Origin of the sequence: Chryseobacterium pennae (assembly GCF_003385515.1) — a bacterium.
GTDB lineage: Bacteria > Bacteroidota > Bacteroidia > Flavobacteriales > Weeksellaceae > Chryseobacterium > Chryseobacterium pennae.
Genome location: NZ_QNVT01000023.1, coordinates 32,671 through 52,492, shown reverse-complemented (window position 1 = coordinate 52,492; position 19,822 = coordinate 32,671). Strand labels below are relative to the sequence as shown.

At 35.3% G+C, this 19,822-nt stretch carries 16 protein-coding genes; 8 read left to right on the top strand and 8 right to left on the bottom strand.

Annotated features, from left to right (window positions below; all coding sequences use genetic code 11):
* Positions 1-51: 51 nt before the first annotated feature.
* From DRF65_RS20175 to DRF65_RS20165, 3 genes are all read right to left on the bottom strand, one after another.
* The gene (locus DRF65_RS20175) at positions 52-2,985 is read right to left on the bottom strand and encodes a reprolysin-like metallopeptidase (protein WP_115972549.1); all 2,934 of its coding nucleotides are present in this window, start codon (positions 2,983-2,985) and stop codon (positions 52-54) included.
* A 204-nt stretch (positions 2,986-3,189) separates the two neighbouring features.
* Positions 3,190-3,687, bottom strand: a complete 498-nt coding sequence (locus DRF65_RS20170; protein ID WP_115972548.1) for a DinB family protein — start codon at positions 3,685-3,687, stop codon at positions 3,190-3,192.
* A 19-nt stretch (positions 3,688-3,706) separates the two neighbouring features.
* A complete protein-coding gene (locus DRF65_RS20165; protein WP_115972547.1) occupies positions 3,707-4,846 on the bottom strand; it encodes an acyl-CoA dehydrogenase family protein in 1,140 nt (379 codons plus the stop codon).
* Positions 4,847-5,038: 192 nt separating this feature from the next.
* Between DRF65_RS20165 and DRF65_RS20160 the strand changes: the two genes are divergently transcribed.
* The 7 genes from DRF65_RS20160 to DRF65_RS20135 all read left to right on the top strand — a co-directional run bounded on the left by DRF65_RS20160 (position 5,039) and on the right by DRF65_RS20135 (position 12,243).
* Positions 5,039-6,652, top strand: a complete 1,614-nt coding sequence (locus DRF65_RS20160) for an endonuclease (protein ID WP_228438834.1) — start codon at positions 5,039-5,041, stop codon at positions 6,650-6,652.
* Positions 6,600-6,959: a T9SS type A sorting domain-containing protein gene (locus DRF65_RS28945; RefSeq protein WP_228438832.1), complete on the top strand. Its 360-nt coding sequence runs from the start codon at positions 6,600-6,602 to the stop codon at positions 6,957-6,959. Before DRF65_RS20160 ends, DRF65_RS28945 begins: the two co-directional genes overlap by 53 nt.
* A gap of 396 nt (positions 6,960-7,355) precedes the next feature.
* Entirely contained in the window at positions 7,356-7,961 is a 606-nt protein-coding gene (locus tag DRF65_RS20155) for a SatD family protein (protein WP_115972546.1), read from the top strand.
* Between the two features lie 2 nt (positions 7,962-7,963).
* The gene (locus tag DRF65_RS20150; protein WP_115972545.1) at positions 7,964-8,659 is read left to right on the top strand and encodes a DUF3307 domain-containing protein; all 696 of its coding nucleotides are present in this window, start codon (positions 7,964-7,966) and stop codon (positions 8,657-8,659) included.
* A gap of 36 nt (positions 8,660-8,695) precedes the next feature.
* The gene (gene purC / locus DRF65_RS20145) at positions 8,696-9,418 is read left to right on the top strand and encodes a phosphoribosylaminoimidazolesuccinocarboxamide synthase (protein ID WP_115972544.1); all 723 of its coding nucleotides are present in this window, start codon (positions 8,696-8,698) and stop codon (positions 9,416-9,418) included.
* Positions 9,419-9,559: 141 nt separating this feature from the next.
* Positions 9,560-11,059: an amidophosphoribosyltransferase gene (purF, locus tag DRF65_RS20140; RefSeq protein WP_115972543.1), complete on the top strand. Its 1,500-nt coding sequence runs from the start codon at positions 9,560-9,562 to the stop codon at positions 11,057-11,059.
* A 236-nt stretch (positions 11,060-11,295) separates the two neighbouring features.
* Complete coding sequence (locus tag DRF65_RS20135) at positions 11,296-12,243, top strand: glycerophosphodiester phosphodiesterase family protein (RefSeq protein ID WP_115972542.1); 948 nt, start codon at positions 11,296-11,298, stop codon at positions 12,241-12,243.
* Between the two features lie 178 nt (positions 12,244-12,421).
* Here the strand turns inward: DRF65_RS20135 and DRF65_RS20130 are convergent, their stop codons facing one another.
* From DRF65_RS20130 to DRF65_RS20115, 4 genes are all read right to left on the bottom strand, one after another.
* Positions 12,422-13,111, bottom strand: a complete 690-nt coding sequence (locus DRF65_RS20130; RefSeq protein WP_115972541.1) for a porin family protein — start codon at positions 13,109-13,111, stop codon at positions 12,422-12,424.
* 352 nt (positions 13,112-13,463) lie between these two features.
* On the bottom strand, positions 13,464-14,168 hold the full coding sequence (locus DRF65_RS20125; RefSeq protein WP_115972540.1) for a porin family protein: 705 nt from the start codon (positions 14,166-14,168) through the stop codon (positions 13,464-13,466).
* Between the two features lie 399 nt (positions 14,169-14,567).
* Positions 14,568-15,158, bottom strand: a complete 591-nt coding sequence (locus tag DRF65_RS20120) for a porin family protein (protein WP_115972539.1) — start codon at positions 15,156-15,158, stop codon at positions 14,568-14,570.
* Positions 15,159-15,624: 466 nt separating this feature from the next.
* Positions 15,625-16,254: a porin family protein gene (locus tag DRF65_RS20115; protein WP_115972538.1), complete on the bottom strand. Its 630-nt coding sequence runs from the start codon at positions 16,252-16,254 to the stop codon at positions 15,625-15,627.
* A 474-nt stretch (positions 16,255-16,728) separates the two neighbouring features.
* On the opposite strand from DRF65_RS20115, the gene DRF65_RS20110 reads away from it, so the two are divergent.
* Positions 16,729-18,585, top strand: coding sequence for a tail fiber domain-containing protein (locus tag DRF65_RS20110; RefSeq protein ID WP_115972537.1), 1,857 nt, complete (start codon positions 16,729-16,731; stop codon positions 18,583-18,585).
* 98 nt (positions 18,586-18,683) lie between these two features.
* Here the strand turns inward: DRF65_RS20110 and aroB are convergent, their stop codons facing one another.
* Positions 18,684-19,730 (bottom strand): 3-dehydroquinate synthase, encoded by a 1,047-nt coding sequence (aroB, locus tag DRF65_RS20105; protein WP_115972536.1) that lies wholly within the window; start codon positions 19,728-19,730, stop codon positions 18,684-18,686.
* Positions 19,731-19,822: the final 92 nt, after the last annotated feature.

Below are 19,822 nucleotides of genomic sequence, written 5' to 3'. Positions count from 1 at the left end.
AGACTGTTCCATGTAGAACAGTCTTTTGTGTTATTTTAATTTTAATAGTTATTAATTTATAATAAATCGTTTTGATACTTCACCGATCTGAATGGTATAAGCTCCTTTAATCAGGTTGCTTACATTCACAGATCCTCTCTGAAGTTTTCCTGAGTTAACTACTTTTCCTCCCATATCAAAGATTTTATATTCTTCAGATGTTGTATTGGAGATATACATAATATCTTTTACAGGGTTAGGGTATAGTTTGATATCTGTAATCAGATTATTTGTATTCGAAAGTTCTCCTCTTCCTGAAGAAACAATGTTAACAGTGTAATCTTCAACTTGTCCGTAGGTATAAGCTTCACAAGATGAAGTAGGAATAGAGCTGTATTTCATCATCACTCTCATTCTTGTTGAACCAAGAGTTGCTGTTGATGGAATAGTAACTGATCCTGTAACAGGCGTTGTTGTAGAACCTGCTTTTGACCATACAAGTTCACCACTGTCTGTAAAGTCTCCATCTCCGTTATAATCAATATACACAGCATAAGCCTCATTGTACTTCGTAGAAGTCCAAACCGGAGTGATAGAAAGTGTATAAGCAGTTCCTTTCGTTACGTTAGTAGAAACGGTTGTAAAGTTTTCATATCCTGCTGTTCCTGTTGAAGTATTATTGATAGTCCCGAATTTCACATTTCCTATTCTTTCATCAGCAGTATTGGATGCTGAAGCTGAACAGTAAGTAACAGTTCCGCCACCGGCAAGTGTTGTAACATTCACTGTATTACTTGAAGAGGAAGCATTACCTGCTGCATCTTTTGCTTTTACAGAGAAGCTATAGGTAGTGGACGGAGTTAAGCTTGTTACGGTATAGGTAGTAGATGCTGTAGAACCGATTAATGAAGCTCCCATGTAGACATCATATCCTGTAACGCCTACATTATCTGTAGCACCTGACCAGGAAAGGTTTGTACTTGTAGAAGTAGTTCCTGAAGCTGCAAGGGTAGGTGCTGTAGGAGCAACCGTATCAGGGGTTCCTGATCCTGCATTTACAGAAATATTGGCATTATTTACATCAAAGAAAATATGATTAGAACCTTTTACCATAAGTCTTCCTGTAGTGGTAGAAGCATTAGGAATTGTTACAGCTTGTGAACCATCGTTAGGAGTTGCTGATAATAGAGTAGTCCATGTATTCCCGCTGTCTGTAGACCAAAGAATATCTACATTAGCCGTATTTACACCATTAGCTGTAGTTCCTGCCACATCCCATGTTACGGTTTGTGAACTTCCGCCGGTATAAGTTGTTGCTGAGTTTTGAGACGTCACAGCAAAAGGCCCTGCAGTACTGTTTACTGTAATTACAGCATCATCTGAATTGTTTCCTGAACCTCCAGTCTTGTTGTCACGGGTGGTAAGTCTGAAATTTAATGTTCTTGCTACTGAAGAAAGGGCTTCTACAGTAATTTCCGAACCGGCTGTTGTGGTTGCTCCAGCTAAGATAGAAGCCATTCTTGGGAAATATCTTGTAGGAACAGTTGTTGGTGCCCATGATCTGAAGTTGGGGCCTGAAGCTTTTGTTGCGCTTGCAGCAGAGCTTGCTCCGGTTTGAGAAGAAGAAGCATTATCCATCTGTTCCCAGATATAGGTTAATGAATCTCCGTCTGCATCTGTTCCGGTTCCGGTTAATACGAATGGTGTTCCTTTTGGAATTGTATAGTCCGAGCCTGCATTTGCTGTTGGAATAGAATTTCCTGTATTCGTATTGACTGAACAGGTTTTAGCTTTAATATTATTGGTGATTTGTTGGATACTTACAGCATGGAAAAATGCATCGGAGTGAGGTTGAACATCCTGGCTGGTAATTCCTGCATATCCCATAATGGTTGATCCTGAACCCGGTTCCATATTCACACCTGTGCCTTCATTTCCATGAGAAAAGGTATGATTTCCACCGAATTGATGGCCCATTTCATGAGCTACATAATCGATATCAAAATTATCTCCTGAAGGAATTGAATCTGCAGGGGAAGTATAGCCACTTCCTTTTGAGCCATTGGTACAGATACAGCCAATACATCCTGCGTTTCCTCCACCTCCGGAAGCACCGAATAAGTGTCCGATATCGTAATTCGCTTCTCCAATAACAGAAGTAAGTGTACTTTGTAACTGAGAATTCCAGCTGCTCATTCCGGATGAAGCAGAATAAGGATCCGTAGAAGCATTCGTATAAATTACAGCATCATTATTAGCAATAAGAACCATTCTTGCCGCGAAATCTTTTTCAAAAACACCGTTCACACGGGTCATTGTGTTGTTCATTGCTGCCAGTGCCTGAGCTTTTGTTCCTCCAAAATAAGTAGTATATTCACCTGTACAGGATAATGCCAGTCTGAATGTTCTTAATTTAGCGTCATCGGCGTTAGGTCTTGCTGCAATACTGGTATTAGATACTCCTTTTTTAGCTACATCTATTACAGTACATTCAAATTTACTAAGATCATCATTTTTATCAGATTTTTTGTAAACAACATACGTAGAAAGATCTTTTGAATAAGGTTCAATAAAAACAGCTGATTTATCACCATAGATCTCCATAGACGACAGTCCTAGTGGAGAAATACTGAAATACACTGTTGAATTAGGATCTTCAAGCCCTTGGCCAACATAAGATTTAATGTCTGGATATTTGGCTGCCAATTCGGGAGTGAAGTTGGAATTTTCTTTTACTTTGAAATTTTCCATTTTACCATCAGAGTTCGGAAAGGAAATGATGACTTCTGATTTTTCGCCGACTGCCAGTCTCTTTGGTGCTTTAGCAAGGGCATTCTTCAATCCATCGATATTCAGGTTGAATAATTTGGGATTTCGAATGCTGGTTTTGTTTTCAAAAGGCTGTGAATCTGTTCTTGAAACTTCCTGAGACCAAAGGCGGTCAGTCTGTGCGAAGGCAACTCCGGTAATAAGAAGCATCCCAAGCAGGGTTAATTGTCTTTTCATATTAAATATTTGTTTTTATTATGGTAAATCGAAATTAATAAAAATTATATTACGAAAAACAAAAATTTTTAAGAATTTTTTTGACTGTTCATTTAACATATTATGTAATACATTGAATATCCTTAAAATGACAATGTCCCAAAATGAAAAAATGACATGCGTAATTTACGCATGTCATTCATTATCAATTAAAATAATTTTTAGTTACATTTTATCATCAGCAGTAGGGCCGTAAAGACCGGGAACTTTATTTCCGGTTGATCTTAAATAAACAACCAGCTCACCTCTGTGATGGTACAAATGATTGTAAAGAAAACCTCTTACAACCTGGATTCTTGGAGAAGCAGGGAATATAGCATTCCCATTCATTTCCATCTTCCATTCGTTGAAATAAGTGCTTTCATCGGAATCTTCCAGGACTTTCTGTGCTCTAGCTACATTTTCTTCAAATTTCGCTACAATATTTTCAGCTTTGGAAATATCACCTTTATCGTACTGATAGTTACCCATGTCAAAAACATCCTGGTTAAAGGTAGGGTCGTACCAGTTGTAAACTTCTGCAATATGAGAGGCTAGCTGACCGGTAGTCCAGTTTTTTTCAGACGGTTTCCAGTCTAAAGCGCTGTCAGGGATTGCTTTTAAAATTTTTCTGGTGTTTTCCGCTTCATGCAGAAATTCACCTAAAAGTGCCTGTTTGATCATTTGTATGAAGAGATTAAAATTATTTTGTAATATCTCTTCCGATCACCAGTCTCTGGATCTCAGAAGTTCCTTCACCAATAGTGCAAAGCTTAGAATCTCTGTAGAATTTCTCAGCTGGGAAGTCTTTTGTATATCCGTAACCTCCGAAGATCTGAACAGCATTGTTGGAAATTCTTACACAAGCTTCAGAAGCATATAATTTTGCCATTGCTCCTTCTTTTGTCATTTTTTGTTTCGCATTTTTCAATGTTGCTGCTCTTTGAATCAAAAGTTCTGAAGCATCAATTTCTGTAGCCATATCAGCCAGCATAAAGTTGATTGCCTGGAATTCAGAGATTGATTTTCCGAATTGGTGTCTTTCTTTAGCATATTTTAAAGCCGCTTTGTAAGCTCCTCTTGCAGTACCTAAACTTAATGCAGCGATAGAAATTCTACCTCCGTCAAGGATTTTCATAGCTTGCTTGAAACCTTCACCTACTTCACCTAAACGGTGAGAATCTGGTACGCGTACATTATCAAAAATTAATTCTGCCGTTTCAGAAGCACGCATTCCTAATTTATTTTCTTTTTTTCCTGAAGTAAATCCAGGCATTCCTTTTTCTAAAACAAAAGCCGTAGAGTTATTTTTAGCTCCTATTTCACCTGTTCTGGTCATTACTACCGCAATATCTCCTGAAATAGCATGGGTGATAAAGTTTTTAGCTCCGCTGATGATCCATTCATCACCATCTTTCACGGCAGTGGTAGACATACCTCCTGAATCTGAACCGGTGTTGTGCTCCGTTAACCCCCAAGCTCCGATTACTTTTCCGGAAGCCAACTGAGGAAGCCATTTATGTCTCTGTTCTTCATTTCCAAACTCATAAATATGATTTGTACAAAGAGAGTTGTGCGCGGCTACAGAAAGGCCAATAGACGGGTCTACCTGAGAAATTTCATCCAGGATAGTAACATATTCGTGATAACCTAAACCGGAACCTCCGTACTGCTCAGGAACTACGATTCCCATAAAACCCATTTCTCCCAGTTGGTGAAATAAATCTTTTGGAAAAGTCTGGCTTTCATCCCACTCCATAATATTCGGTCGGATATTCTTCTCTGCAAATTCTCTAGCTGTCTCCGCTATCATTTTGATGTTGTCAATTGTCTCTGTATTCATATTGATAATAGTTAGTTCCCAAAGATAACCAAATTGACGGAATGCTAAAAAAAATTATTACATCCATAATAGGATCGTACCCAATATTTTAATTTCCAATTTTTTATATTTCAATATTTAATGTTTTCTTAATAAAATATTCAAACTTTTGCGTATTTTATTTTACTAATTTAGCCTCCCAATTTTTAAGGCATGAAAAAAATTCTACTTCCTATTATTTTGATTTCTTCTTATATTTCTGCGCAGGCTCCTGCCGGATATTATAATGGTACAGCCGGATTAACTGGTTATGCCCTGAAATCTAAACTTCATGATATTATTTCAGAAAAAACTGTCAATTGGCATTATGATGATCTTCCTGGACTTTACAGCCAGACGGATCTAGATAAATATTATGATCATAATGCTTCTAATACGGAATATCTTCTGGATATCTATTCCGAAATCCCATCAGGACAAGATGCTTATGAATACAAAATAGATCAATTGGTTTCAGGTGCAAGTGCTGAAGGAATGGGGTATAACAGAGAGCACATGATGCCTCAAAGTACATTCAGCACAAGCTCTAAGATTAGTGATTATCCCATGTATTCTGATCTGAATTTTATTGTTCCGGCAGACGCCAGAATCAATCAGCTAAGAAATAACTATCCTTATGGAATAGCAGGTACTACTAATTATTATACTTTCACCAACACTTCGAAGATATCCAAGGCTGCAATTCCTAATTATCCTTATGCAGGAAGGGTGTACGAGCCTATTGATGAATTCAAAGGAGATGTTGCGAGAACTTTACTGTATTTCGCTGTGAGATATGAAGGTAAATTAGGCTCGTTTAATACGGCATACAGCACATCTGCAACAATAACACCCGCTACAGATCAATGCCCGCTTGACGGGACAGAAGAAAGAGCAATTGATATTCCTTATGTTGCTATGCTTAAGCAATGGAGTGCAATGGATCCTGTTTCACAGAGAGAAATCGATAGAAATAATGCAATATATACCATACAGAAAAATAGAAATCCGTTCATTGACCATCCCGAATGGATTGGCATGATCTGGTCTGAAACCCCGGATAATATTGCTCCTGCAGCTCCCGGATCTCTGGTTTCAACGCAACAAAATGCTTATTTTGTCAACCTGAATTGGGCTGCATCACCTGATACAGATATTTTAGGATACAGGGTGTATATGAATGACTCAGTAACCCCTGTTGCCGTTACCAAAGGAACTTCTATAACTATAGATCACCTGAACCCGTCTACGACCTATACATTTACAGTAAAGGCTTTTGATAAAGGATATCTGGAGTCTCCGTTCAGTAATGCTGTTACAGCTGCCACTATTGCTTCAGACTCATATGCTGCTGATCTTATGATCACAAAGTATATCTCAGGAACCAATAATATAACCAATACTATTAAGAATAATGCATTGGAAATTGTAAATAAGACGGGGCATGAAGTTAATTTAAATAATTATAGGGTTAATATTCAGCTTAAGAATAATGTTTCAGGAGCTATTTATAATGCAGATACTTATGAATTGGAAGGTAAAATAGGCAATAATGAAATTTTTGTAATCCTGAATCCCAAAGCTACTTTATCGTGTTATTCTAATAATCAGGCTAAATTTGTCACGGCTTCTGATCCCATGACTTTCAAAGGCGAAAGTTATGTAGAACTCGCTTATAATAAAACAATTACTGTAGACGCGATTGGTACAAAATACGTATCCAACAACAACGGTAATGTTTCATTATATAGAAAGAGCTCAGTCAATCAGCCCAATAGTACATTTTAGTATCGGAGAATGGGACTCTTATCCATCCAATTACTGTCAAAACCTTGGAACACTGTCCACAACAGAACTTATTGCATCCAAAGATAAAAAATTAGGAATATATCCAAACCCAGTATATGATCGCCTTTTTGTAAACGGGGAAATTGAAAAAATAAAAACAGCTCAGATCATTGATTTTTCAGGAAAAGTGATTCTCACAGAGAAAGATCCGTTCAGAAACAAGAAAGATATTTCTGTACAAGGAATTCCTACAGGAACCTATATTTTAAGACTGGATGATCACACCCAGCAGTTTATTAAGAAATAGAGCAAGAGTATATACTTCATACCAACCTAACAGGTTTTATTTTTTAGAGATAATTTAACCTTGCCGGGGTTTGAAACCCTGACAAGGTTATTTAGCCCTGATAGTAGCGGTTACCCCACAGCATACGGCAGGAAAAGCCGGGCGCGAGGAGTATGAGCGGATAGCAGGAAGCAGCTTCTCGAATAAAAAAATATAAAAAAAGTTGAGTTAATATTCCGCTCATCATGAAAACCTTTCATTTTATTTTACTTTTTTGTAATTTTAAAATTCATCTAAATCCTTAAAAACCTTACGGTTACTATATAATCGATATAAGCATATTCACTAATAATCAATATCTATAAGTGTTTCTGCTTATATTTTTTATTTATAAGTAATTATGCTTATATTTGCAGTATGATAGCGGTCATTACTGGTGATATTATAAATTCACAGCATGCAGACACTGAAGTTTGGATTACCAAGCTTAAAAATCTTCTCGAAACCTGGGGAAGTGCTCCTTATACATGGGAAATCTACAGGGGAGATGAATTTCAGTTTAAATGCAGTATTGACTCTGTTTTCTGGCGTTTTCTAGCCATAAAATCCCTTATTAAAAGTCAGGAAAACCTGGATGTAAGAATGGCCATAGGTATTGGTGAAGAAAGTTTTTCTTCTGAAAAGATCACTGAATCTAATGGTACTGCTTATGTGAATTCCGGGAGACTTCTGGACGATTTGAAGAGTGATGGGCACACCGTAGCAATTAAAACTTCAAACGATTCTGTAGACAGGGATCTTAATATTTTATTGAAATGGTCATCTAAGGATTTTGATAACTGGACTATGGCTACTTCAGAGATTATTCATGAAATGATCATGAATCAGGATATTACCCAGGAGGATCTTGCCAAAAGATTTGCTATTTCACAGTCTTCTATAAGCCAGAGACTGAAACGAGCCAACTATGAGCTCATCGTGGAAACCAATCAGTATTTCAGAAAGAAAATATCAGAACTATAAGCATGATCTTTATCAAACTCATATTGGCACATCTACTCGGAGATTTTATACTTCAGCCAAATTCATGGGTTGCTGATAAGGAGAACAATAAACTGAAAAGTAAGTTTTTATACTTTCATATTCTGATTCATATCGCTTTAAGTCTTATTTTTCTTTGGGATCTTCAACTTTGGTGGGTTGCTGTATTAATTGGCATTACGCACTTCATTATTGATGCTGCTAAGCTTAGTTTCCAGAAGGCAAAAACGAAAAAAAGATGGTTTTTCATAGATCAACTGCTTCATGTTTTAGTGATTGCAGGGGTGTCCTTTTATTTTGGTGAATTTAACTTCAGTTTTTTACAGAATCAGGAGTTTTTAAAAATACTTATGGCAGCCTTGTTTCTTACAACACCGGCTTCCATCTTTATCAAAATACTATTGTCATCCTGGACACCCGCTCCGGATGGACCCAACACTATTCAAACCGAATCTTTAACAAGTGCCGGAAAATATATCGGAATTTTAGAACGTCTGCTGGTATTCACTTTTATTATGGTGAATCACTGGGAAGGGGTAGGTTTCATGGTGGCTGCCAAATCTGTATTCAGGTTTAGCGACCTTGCACAGGCAAAACAGAGAAAGCTTACGGAATATGTATTAATTGGTACATTGTTAAGTTTTGGACTGGCGGTCTTAACAGGAATTATAATAAAATAAATCAATAAATCTAACTACAATTTAGAAAGTAAAATTATGAGTCAAAAGAAAGAAATGTTGTACGAGGGGAAAGCAAAACAGGTATTTGCTACCGATAATCCTGATGAAGTAGTAGTACGTTTCAAAGACGATGCTACAGCATTTAACGCTCAAAAGAAAGGCCAGGTTGACCTGAAAGGAGAGATGAACAACGCGATCACAACCCTTATTTTTGAATATTTAAATGAAAAAGGAATCAAAACTCATTTCATCAAACAATTGGACGAAAGAGAGCAGTTGGTAAAAAAAGTATCCATTATTCCTTTGGAAATGGTGGTAAGAAACTACTCTGCAGGAAGTATGGCACAAAGATTAGGAGTAGAGGAAGGAATCAAGTCTCCGGTAACAATCTTTGATATCTGCTATAAAAAAGACGAATTGGGAGATCCGCTTATCAACGATCACCATGCCGTATTTTTAGGAGCTGCTACTTATGAGGAACTTGATGAAATGTATGAATTAACATCAGACATTAATGAGATCCTTATCGATCTGTTCGATAAGATGAACATCATCCTTGTAGACTTCAAAATCGAATTAGGAAAAACTTCAGATGGCGAGATCATCCTTGCAGACGAGATTTCTCCTGATACATGCAGACTTTGGGATAAGGATACGATGAAGAAATTAGATAAAGATAGATTCAGAAGAGATTTAGGAGAAGTTACTGAGGCTTATGTAGAAATTTACAACCGTCTTAAAAATCTTTTACAGAAATAAGATTTCAGACATCAGATTTCACATATCAGACATTGGTGCTGAAAATACTTTGTTAGTTAAAACAAAATTAAAATTTGAAGTTAGCTTTTAGTCTGAGATCTGAAATCTGACTTCTAAGATCTACAATTAGAAAAAATAGAAATGAAAAGTTTAGACATTCATAAAAGTGAATATTTAAAACAGTTTGAAAACCAGGTTTACGGAAGGAATCTTTTCAGAACTCAGGAAGAGGAAAGATTAGATGCTCCTAATGAAGAATGTGGGATCTTCGGACTCTATTCAGATGAAGACCTGGATACTTTTTCTCTTTCACAGTTCGGGCTTTTTGCATTACAGCACAGAGGTCAGGAAGCATGTGGTATTTCCGTTTTAAAGGACGGTAGAATTACCAATATGAAAGATGAAGGACTGGTTTTAGATGTTTATAAAGACATTCAGGAACCTGAAACTTTTATGGGAAATTCTGCAATCGGACACACTCGTTATACGACTGCAGGAGATAAAAAGAAATATAACTTCCAGCCATTCTTCGCGAAAAACGAATATGACCAGATTATACTTTCTATAGCACACAACGGTAACCTTACCAATGCGAAAGAATTAAAAACAGAATTAGAAGCTGAAGGCGTAGTTTTCAGGGCGACTTCCGATTCTGAGGTGATCTTAAGGTTAATTCAGAAAAACCTAGATCTTGGACTTCGTGGAGCTATTAAAGCTACTATGGAGAAAATTAAAGGTGCTTATTCAGTAGTAGGAATGACAAGAAATAAATTCTTTGCTTTCAGAGACTTCAATGGTATTCGCCCATTAGTTTTAGGAGCTATTAATGAACATTCTTATGTAGTGGCTTCCGAATCTGTAGCATTAGATGCTGTAGGAGCTCAGTATGTACGTGATATTCTTCCCGGAGAGATCATTTATACCAATGAAAATGAGCCTGGAAAACTTCATTCTTATATGATGGATGAAGCCAAAGGAAAACAGAGAATCTGTTCTTTTGAATACATCTACTTTGCAAGACCTGACTCTACTTTAGAAAACATTAATGTTTATGAAATCAGAGAAAAATCCGGTGAAAAGATCTGGGAACAGGCTCCTGTAGATGCTGATTTGGTCATCGGGGTTCCTGATTCCGGAGTTCCTGCTGCTATTGGATTCTCAAAAGCTTCAGGAATACCTTTCCGTCCTGTTTTGATTAAAAACAGATACATCGGAAGAAGTTTCATTGTTCCTACACAGGAGATGAGAGAAAGGGTAGTGAACCTTAAGCTGAACCCGATTATTTCAGAGATGAAAGATAAAAGGGTAGTAATCATTGATGACTCTATTGTTCGTGGAACGACCTCTAAAAGACTGGTTAAGATTCTGAAAGATGCAGGCGTAAAAGAGATCCACTTCAGGAGTGTTTCTCCACCGATTATTGCTCCATGTTATCTGGGTATTGATACCCCGTCAAAAGATGATCTGATCTCAGCGAATATGTCTACAGAAGAACTTAGAAAGTATTTAGGAGTAGATTCTTTAGAGTTTTTAAGCATAGATAATTTAAAAGAAATTTTAGGATCTTCTAACCACTGTTTTGGATGCTTCACAGAAGAATATCCGGTAGGAAAAGGAGAGGAGGTAGAATTATTTAATTAATATTTCTTACATAGAATAGAGAGAGCCAGGTAGTAAATGCCTGGCTCTTTTTTTAATTATACATTATACTATGTCATTCCAGGGAATCTCAGAACTCTTTTTCATATTGCTTAAAACTATATTCAGAAAGACTTTATTTCATTCAAAAAAACGATGAAATGTAGCATAACCTTAATATTCCGGTATTATATAGTACACAGGTAAGTTTTAATTTTATACGATTAAAATTTAAGGATATGAAGAATGCATTTTTATCAGGCTTATTTCTTATTGCCACTCAATTATACTCGGCACAGTCTTTCGATAACCAGGCACATCGTGGCGGAAAATCTTTATATCCGGAGAATACGATCCCGGCTATGAAAAATGCCTTAAAAATGAATACTACCACCCTTGAAATGGATCTTGCTATTACAAAAGATAAAAAAGTGATCCTTTCTCACGATTCATTTCTATCCCCAGAGTTAGTTACAAAGCCAGATGGAACATATATTCCGAAAGATTCAGGGTTTTATTATAAGATTTACGAAATGACTTACGCAAAAATTAAGACATTTGATGTAGGCTTAAAGAAGCTCGACAATTATCCCGATCAAAAGAAAATAAAGGTTCAGAAACCCCTTTTTTCTGACGTAATAGATGCTGTTGAAAACTATGCCCGTGAATTGAAAAGGCCATTGCCTTATTATAATATAGAAACAAAAACACGTCCATTCTCTGATCATATTTTTCATCCGGAACCTAAAGAATTTGTAGACTTAATGATGAAAATTATTCTTGAAAAAGGAATTCAGGATAGAGCTATTATTCAGTCTTTCGACCCCAGAACACTTGAAATTATTCATAAAGAATATCCTAAAATAATGACAGCTCTACTTGTAGAAAAGGTTGATGATAAGAAATTAGCCCAACAGCAGTATTATTTTAAAAATATTCCCTTAGAGAAATTTAAGCTCTATCCAAATCATCTGAATGGAGTATCAGGAGATATGAAATTTTTAAGCTTTACACCAACCATCTATAGTCCGGACCACAGATTGGTTACCCCTGAACTTATACAGGAATGCCATTCATTAGGGATGAAGGTAATTCCATGGACTGTTAATACCAAAGAAAGGTTACAGGAATTAAAAAATATAGGAATTGATGGGGTGATTAGCGATGATCCCAGGATATTTGAATAATAGTTTAATGAAGAAAGGGTGAAAGTGTCAAATTTATAGTTTCATTTCTGAACTGCATCAAATATATCAGTTTCCAGATTCTAATGAGCCAAAATATAAATAGCCGGAAGAAATTCTTCCGGCTATTTTATGCGATGCATTTGCATGCATCTGGAGTTAAAAAATTGGTTAGTATTGATTAAAACTTATAGTTTAGACCTAATTGGAAAACTCTATTGTTATTGTATGCAGCTGTACTCATTTTATCAATCTTTGTTAAGCTGTTGGTATATCTTGCGTTGATTCCGATATTATTAGTAATATCATATCCTAAACCTAGAGCTAAACCAAAGTTAAATTTATTGATCTCATCTTTGTTAATGTCCTCAGAGTGAGACTGGGTAACAGTAGTGGTAGTACCTCCTACAGTATTTTTAGTAGTTACATCACCTTTCATTTTTCCGTTAATGAAATAACTGAATTCAGGTCCTGCTTCCACATAAAATTTATCCATTGGTCTCATCTGAACCATTAAAGGAACTGAAATATAATTCATTGTTACTTTATCCTGAACTGTTGTAGTTTTATCATAAACTGTTTCAGAAGAGATCACATCTCTTGCTCCCATTTGGTTATATAAAACTTCCGGCTGTAAGCTGAATTGTTTAGAGATTGGAATGTTCACAAAAGCTCCTGCATGGAAACCTAATTTCTGGCTGTTCATACCAAATTTCTGAGCACTGAAATACGCTGAGTTTCCTCCGGCTTTAATACCAAACCTTACAGGTTGAACATCTTTTTTAAGAGGTGATGTATTTACAGTTGTTGATTCCTGAGCGAAAGCTAATGTTCCAGCAGTTAATGCCAGTCCTAAAAATAACTTCTTCATAATTTTATTTTTTAATTTTACTATTTACTACTTGTTATGATCTTTCAATCATTCGCGGTTTATTTTGCAAAATGCTTGCCAAACTCAAAAAACATAGACATAGAGCTGCTCTCAAAAGGTTTTAAGATTTAAAAAAGATTCATAATATTATATTTTGTATAAAATATTTCAACATATATGGAATATTTGTAATAAATTTTATGTTAAATCTATGTCATATACCAAATATCTCTTAATCGGAAAAAAATGTTTTTTTTGAAATCGGGAAATCGGTTTTTGCTGGTGTTTTTTCTTGTAAATAAAAATACCGGGTGCTGAAAACACCCGGCATACATCGAAAAATAATAAATATCTATTTGAATTTATAGGCTACACCTACCTGAAAGGCATTGTTTCTTACCTTGTAATCATTATCAATATCCATAACATTAGTAAGTCCCGCAGTAAACCTTGCCGTTACCCCAAAGTTTTGAGTAAAATAATATCCTGCACCAATACCTATTCCGAAATTGAATCTGTTGTAAAAGTCCATATTTATTTTGTTAGAAAAACTGCTTCTATCAATGCTAGTTGAATTTCCTTGTCTTATTACAGTATTCTCATCTCCTTTATTCTTTCCTCCTAGTAATAATCCAAATTCAGGACCTGCCTCTACATAAAGCTGAGGAAGAATATTATACTGAACCATAATGGGAAGAACAAGATAATTTAAATTTGTTGTGTATTCTGTGTCCTGCCTTAAATGAGCATTACCATCAATAATATACCTGTATTTTTCTTCTGTTTTTGAACCTAATTGGCTAAAAAGAAGCTCAGGCTGAACACTGAATTTCTCTGCTACCGGAATATTAACAAAAACTCCTGCATTAAAACCTGGTTTCATTTTTTCATTACTGTCATACTCATCGTAAGTATAGCTATCATGACTACGGGAAAGAGTAGTAGCATTGAATCCTGCTTTCACTCCAAAAGTAATTGGAGAAGTTGATTTGGTTTTTTCCTGTGCATTAATTAAAAGACTTCCTGCAAATGCCAATCCTAGGAATAATTTTTTCATGATTATAAAAATTTAATTTTCTCACACTGTATCAAAATTCCAGCCAAAGAGGGGGAAATTGATAAAAGTCATATAAAAGCGAAAAAGTCAGATTTAACAAGTAAACCTGACTTTTTCTATTGAAATCAAAATGTATTTTATCTGTCTGGGAAATAATATTTCTCCCTTTATCTACGTCTCAGTTGTATATCCATATGTTTTTGGTTTTTCAACACTATCATAATCTGTAAAATCATAAAGTGAGATCTATAAATTAAAGATACTTTTGAAATGGATACAATCAATACATCATACGCAAATTCCTTGCCAAAAATATTAAATTCAGACATAAAAAAACCGGATTAAATTCATAATCCGGTTTTTCTTTAGTATAAGTTTATTATTAAACCTAAGTATAACTTAGAATTTATAAGCTAAACCAACTTGGAACGCTCCATTTTTAGAAGTATCAGCACCGCTAGGTCTGTTTTTAGCAATATCAGTTAATCCCGCAACATATCTTACGTTAACACCGATATTTGGAGTGAAATAATATCCTGCACCAAGTCCAAGAGCAAAATCAAAACCTTTAGTATAATCTTTCATATCAAAAGAGTTGTTGCTATCTTTCAATTTTGAATTGATCAGGAAGCTGAATTGAGGACCTGCTTCGAAGTAAAGGTTAGGAAGTGCATTATATTGGAACATTACTGGGATAGCGATATAATCCAAGTTCAGTTTTGTGTTGCTATCATAATCGTCTTTTGCTCCCATACCACTGTATAAAACTTCAGGCTGAACGCTGAAATCCTGAGCTACAGGGATATTTGCAAATACACCACCATAGAATCCAGCTTTAGATTTCATTCCGTCACCAGAAAGAGTAGAAACGTTAAGACCTGCTTTTAGTCCAAATCTAACTGGAGAAGAAGAAGCTGTATTTGATGAAGTTTTTTGTGCGAAAGAGAAAGTGCCTGCTACTAATGCAAGACCAAAAAGAATCTTTTTCATAAGTTTTTATTTAATAGTTTTTTTAGTTTTGTTTAACATTTTCTTTATAATCAAATTGTGTGCCAAAAAAAGCAAAAACGACGTCATTGATCTTTATAATAGAGTATAGAGGTTTTTTTCTACATTTTTAATATAAATAATTCATTAACATATTTTAACCTAAATTGGATTTAAGAATATTAACAGTAAAAAACTAAAGAGTAAAGGATTACAAATTCAGAGAAGTGGAGGTACAATCATTTTTTATTTTCAGATTAGCTCCTGTCCCTAAGCCTGAAACTGGTTTAATAAAATTCCTTTAAAAAGATTAGAATCATTCTTTCTGATCTTGATTCCATTTTTCTGTCTTATCTTTAAACTTTACTCTGAATCCATATGTATATGAGACCTTATACAAAAAAGACCAGGCTAAAAATAACCTGATCTTTCTATTGAATATAAAATTTGTTACTGAATGTTAGTAAGCTTATTTGAATTTATAAGCTAATCCTACCTGGAATACGTTGTTTCTTACTGCATCCGATCCACTAGGTCTGTCTTTTGCAATATCCGTTAAACCTGCAACATATCTTGCTGTGATTCCTAAGTTTGGTGTGAAGTAATATCCTGCACCAAGACCAATACCAAAGTTAAATGTACTCAGGTTGTCTTTGTAGTTATCTGTAGTAGATGACTGTCCTGTAGATTCATTTTTAAACTTGTTCTTAGCACTCACCATGAATCCGAACTCTGGTCCCGCTTCTAAATAAAGGTTAGGTAAGGCGTTGTACTGGAACATTACAGGTACTGTAATATAATCTAACTTAGTAGAAGCTGAATATTTAGTTCCTCCTAAAGTATAATCTGACTTATTACCATATTGTGAATACAATACCTCTGGCTGGATGCTGAATGAAGTAGCCACCGGAATGTTGGCAAATACACCTGCATTGAATCCTATTTTAGATTTCTGATCATCCAGGCCACTATCCTTTGAAAGTGAAGAAACGTTCATGCCTCCTTTTACCCCAAATGTTACCGGATTAGAAGAAGTTGTCTGTTGAGCGAACGCTAACGTGCTTGCAGTTACTGCTAATCCTAAAATTAACTTTTTCATAACTTTAATTTTTAAATTTTACTCTTTCTTAATTTTAAATTTTACTACTTGTTCACATTTCTGTGGAACGCTGGAAATCTTTCAAATTGCTTGCCAAAAAAATATTTTTGGGGAGAAAATCAGTGAAAAACACATAGTCAAGTACATGGGATTAAATTCAATTAGTTGATTTACAATATGTTATTTTATTAAATAAACATTTGTTTAGAAATTGTCTAAATTGACAATTTTGTCAAAAATAAGAGATGAATCAGGTAATATTCTTACTGTTTATTGTAAAATGAATCGCTTTAAAAGTGTCTTTTCGATTTGCGAATGGCCTTTATTATATAACCCGGATTTCTTTAAACAGCACAACTAAACCCAGTCTATCTCATTTTGCTTTATTAATTTTGTAGATCTTATAAAATGATAACCTGATACTCTTACAAAACAGATCATCGGATTTTGTAAGGATTTCCTAATCTCTAAAATATGAAAAAGTGCACATTGCTGCTGTTATTTCTTTTCTTTGAAAATACTTTTCAGGCCCAAATTGGTATTAATACCATAATGCCCAATCCTTCTTCCGTACTTGAGGTTGCAGGTTCTGACAAAGGAATCTTAATTCCCCGAATTGCATTGACTGGAAGTTCGGATACCATAACAATACCGTCTCCTGCTCATTCTTTAATGATTTATAATACATCTTCTGCAAATGGAATGGCTTCAGGATATTATTACTGGAGTACACCTGCCGGACGATGGACAAAGGTATTGGATGATTTAACCCCTATCGTGATGACAGGATGGAGCCTTACTGGCAACTCAGGTATGGTAAACGGAGTTAACTTTATAGGGACTTCTGATAATATAGATGTTATTTTTAAAAGAAATAATATAGTATCCGGTGTATTAAATACGACCAATACTATATTTGGAGTAAATAGCCTGACGGCCAATACTACGGGTCTTAATAATACTGCGGTAGGTGTCAATAACTTAATTTCAAATACCATAGGCAGTATGAATACAGCTATAGGTGCAGAAGTATTGAGCAGCAATAAATCCGGAATACAGAATACCGGTTACGGATACCGGGCTCTCTATTCGAATCTGGATGGAAATAATAATGTTGCCAATGGTTATTTTTCCCTTTTTTCCGCTAAAAGTACTATAGCTAATGTAGGTATTGGGGCAAGTTCGCTTAGGGAACTGATCTCCGGCGATTATAACATTGGAATAGGAGGAGATGCTTTACGGATGATTCCCGGGGGAAGAGGAAATACTGCAATTGGCGGATCTGCAGGATCTAATTTAAATACAGCTAATAATTATAACACATTTATCGGTTTCCGGGCAGGTACAGGGCTTGTTTCGGGAAAATCGAATACCATTATCGGAGCGAATGTAAGTGGATTGCCGGCTTCTCTTTCAAATAACATTATTATTGCCGATGGGGATGGAAACAGAAGAATTAATATTGATCAGAACGGAAATATCGGTATTGGAACAGATACCCCAAAATTCCCGTTGGATATTCGCTTAAAGACAGCTTCATGGCCTTTGGCTGCATCAAGTCTTACCTATTATGGAATAAGCCCAGATTCGGGATCTCCTGACGGGATATTAACTACCTATCCGAATTACACCAATGATATAGGAACTTTCAATAGTAATACTTCTATTTATGCAGATGGAAATATTATATCGGTAGGAAAACTGAGTGTGGCACAAACTTCTCTTTTTTCAGATATAAGAATCAAAAATATCCTAGGAAAGTCAGACTCTGCAAAGGATTTAACGATCTTAAAAGAGCTGAATATTACCGATTATCTTATGAAAGATGAGGCTGTATATGGGAAACAAGAATTTAAAAAAGTGATTGCTCAGGAAGTAGAAACTGTATATCCGCAGGCAGTTAGTAAGAATAGTGTGAAAACTTTTATTCCTAATATTTATCAGCCGGCCCAACAAAATAAAGAGGTTTTTACCTTTGATAAACCTGTTGTTATTTCTAAAGATGATAAATTTCTTAAAGTATATGATGAAACCGGAGAAATTGTTTTGGAAATAAAAGATAGTACCCCTAACAGTATTACAGTTTATTTGAAAGATAAAAAAATTAAAGGAAAGCTATTTGTTTATGGTACAGAAGTATCTGATCTGAGAACAGTGGATTATGACGCACTATCTATGCTGAATATTTCTGCAACTCAGGAACTGGCAAAAAAAATAGAAACGTTAGAAAATGAAAATAAAGCATTAAAAAAATCGACTATGGACATGCAGCAAAAACAGATCATTTTGGAAGAACGTTTAAAACGGCTGGAATCATCTTTTGCAAAATAGAAACATTCTAAAAATTAATAAAATAAATAGTAAACCCTGCTGAATAAATAGCAGGGTTTTAATTTAATATGATGTCCAGATAATGCTATATAAAATGATTATGCATTATTCAGGTTTCTGTAGAAAGATAATGATTCAAGGATATTTTTTTGACTGCATTGGTGATCATAATTGCAGGCACCTATTTCTGTAAGCAGAGAGAAATTAATCTTACTGTCCACATTCTTTTTATCGTTTAATAATAAAGCGGTAATATCTTCATCTTTAAAATCACTGATATCTAAGTAAGGGTAGTATCTCTGGATGTTTTCAATGATCATTTTTGCATCTTCTTCTGAAATAAGGTTTTCCAGGTATGCCAAATGAGCTTCACTGATCATTCCCATAGCAACAGCTTCTCCGTGGAGGATAGGATTCCCCTGCTGTAAACAAAGGCTTTCAACTGCATGCCCAATAGTGTGTCCGAAGTTCAGGGTTTTTCTGATATTACTTTCATGGAAATCTTTTTCGACAACGTTCTGTTTGATATCCATAGATGTCTGAATATGTGGAGTTACCGCTTCCACATCAATTTTACTAATCTGGGTAAGCTGGTTCCAATGTGCCTTATCAGCTATCAGTCCATGTTTAAGCATTTCAGCGAATCCGCTTCTTAATTCTTTAAAAGGTAATGTTCCTAAAAATTTAGGATAAATAAAAATTTGCTCCGGGAATGCAAATGTTCCGACCATATTTTTATAATGAATCAGGTCTATTCCTGTTTTCCCGCCAATAGAAGCATCACACATGGATAAAAGGGTAGTAGGAATGTTGATAAACTGTATTCCTCTTTTATACGTAGACGCTACAAAACCGCCCATATCTGTAATCACGCCACCACCAAGATTGATAATCAATGCTTTCCTGTCTGCCTGCATTTCCGTAAGAATTTCCCAAAGCTGATTGGCTGTCTGGATATTTTTCATTTCTTCTCCTGCTTCAATCTCCAGAATTTCAAACCCAAGATCCCTTTCCATATTGCCTAGAAGAACAGGAAGGCAGTATTCATGAGTGTTTTCATCCACCAAAATAAAAATTTTACTGAATGTTTTCCTGTGAAGGAAATCGTTGAGTTGAGAAAAATTATCGTTTAATATTGTTATCATCTTCGAAAATATGTAAGGTTAAAATGTAAACTATTCTGCAAAGTTATGATTCTTAATTTTTAACTCGTAACTAAATTACTATCTTTGCAGAA